This is a genomic window from Leptospira soteropolitanensis (genome assembly GCF_026151655.1).
Classification (GTDB): domain Bacteria; phylum Spirochaetota; class Leptospiria; order Leptospirales; family Leptospiraceae; genus Leptospira_A; species Leptospira_A soteropolitanensis.
Map to the genome: position 1 here is coordinate 1 of NZ_JAMQPN010000057.1, position 1,278 is coordinate 1,278.

Sequence of the window (1,278 nt, forward strand, 5' to 3'; positions counted from 1 at the left end):
CTAGGGGAGACGACGTTTCCCGACCCTGAGTCCCAACGGGACGTTAGGGACTGGCACGGAGTTTGCGGATGCAAACGAGTGACAGAAGGGAAATGTGGCACAGCCCGAGCGAGGCCGCAAGTGCCGAAGCGAAGCGTTTCCCCGCTGTTATACGAAGGAAGCGCTTGAAACAACTAAGCTTTCATCAGTAATATTTCTTTATTCTGAGTTTTTTTCTTTTTGTTGATTACTTTTATCTCAATTTCCATGCCGAGAGCATGAATGTAATCAACGAGTGTAGATAATTTTATATCTTCTCTTCCTTCAATTCTAGAGATACTAGTCTGGCTGAATCCTTCGATCTCGGTTTGTTTAACTCCTGATTGTTTTCTAAGTTCGGCGAGTTTCATGCTAAATATAATTTTATTGGCTTTGTTTTTTGCCCTTTCGATAGTTTCTGGAGACATTGTCTTTTTGGCACTTTCAAAGAAGTCAGAATATTTTTTCTTATTTTTCATCACATATCCTCCAAATATTGGTCAAAGAGTTTATCAGCGATTGGAATGAATTTATCATAAAACCGGTTATTACCTTTCTTATTTCCCCCAATGAGTAAAATTGCTCTTCTTTCAGGGTCGAAAGCAAAGAAAATTCGATAAGGATTACCGGAGCTTTGAACTCTTAATTCTTTCATGTTTTTATGAATACTATTTTTGATAGTATCAACCCTTGGTCTTCCCAACGAGGGTCCATGAACTCCTAAAACTGTAACATTTGCAAAAATGTCTTCTTTTACAGATTCATTTAAAGTTGCGAGCCAACCTTCAAATTCTTCAGTCTGTAATACTTGCCACACAAGAAAAATATATCAGAAATGACATATGTCGTCAAATACATATTTTATCATTTTACAGAATTTTTAGATTGGTGTTATTTTGCGCTTCTTTCGTATAACGAACTAGACTTACCGAAGTTGTCCGACCCTGAGTCCCGTTAACGGGACGTTAGGGACTGGCACGTAGCTTGCGCAAGCAAGGCGAGTGACAGAAGGACAATTTGGCGTAGCCCGAGCGAGGCCTTGTGCCGAAGCGTAGCGGTAAGTCGCTGTTATACGACGTCCGTATATATTAGTTTCAATTATTATTACCGTAAAATAACACTTTTAATCTAAGGAAGATAGCAGAAATTGAAGTAATTTCATAAGTAATCTGAGTTATCTCACCATTAGGAAAATTTAATTCGGTATTTGGTGAAGTACAGAAAATTGCACCAACAGACCAACCAAGGCAATAAGTTGAG

General features: G+C 38.7%; 2 protein-coding genes. Both read right to left on the minus strand.

Translation table 11 applies throughout. The annotated features are described in order from the left end of the window. Nucleotides 1–173: 173 nt before the first annotated feature. Complete coding sequence (locus tag ND811_RS19255; RefSeq protein WP_020778296.1) at nt 174–497, minus strand: helix-turn-helix domain-containing protein; 324 nt, start codon at nt 495–497, stop codon at nt 174–176. Beyond that, nucleotides 497–835 (minus strand): type II toxin-antitoxin system RelE/ParE family toxin, encoded by a 339-nt coding sequence (locus tag ND811_RS19260; protein WP_265353483.1) that lies wholly within the window; start codon nt 833–835, stop codon nt 497–499. The genes ND811_RS19255 and ND811_RS19260 overlap by 1 nt, the downstream gene beginning before the upstream one ends. Nucleotides 836–1,278: the final 443 nt, after the last annotated feature.

Coding starts and splice junctions, on each gene's coding strand:
- ND811_RS19255 (WP_020778296.1), bottom strand. CDS start 497: ATGAAAAATAAGAAAAAATATTCTGACTTCTTTGAAAGTGCCAAAAAG.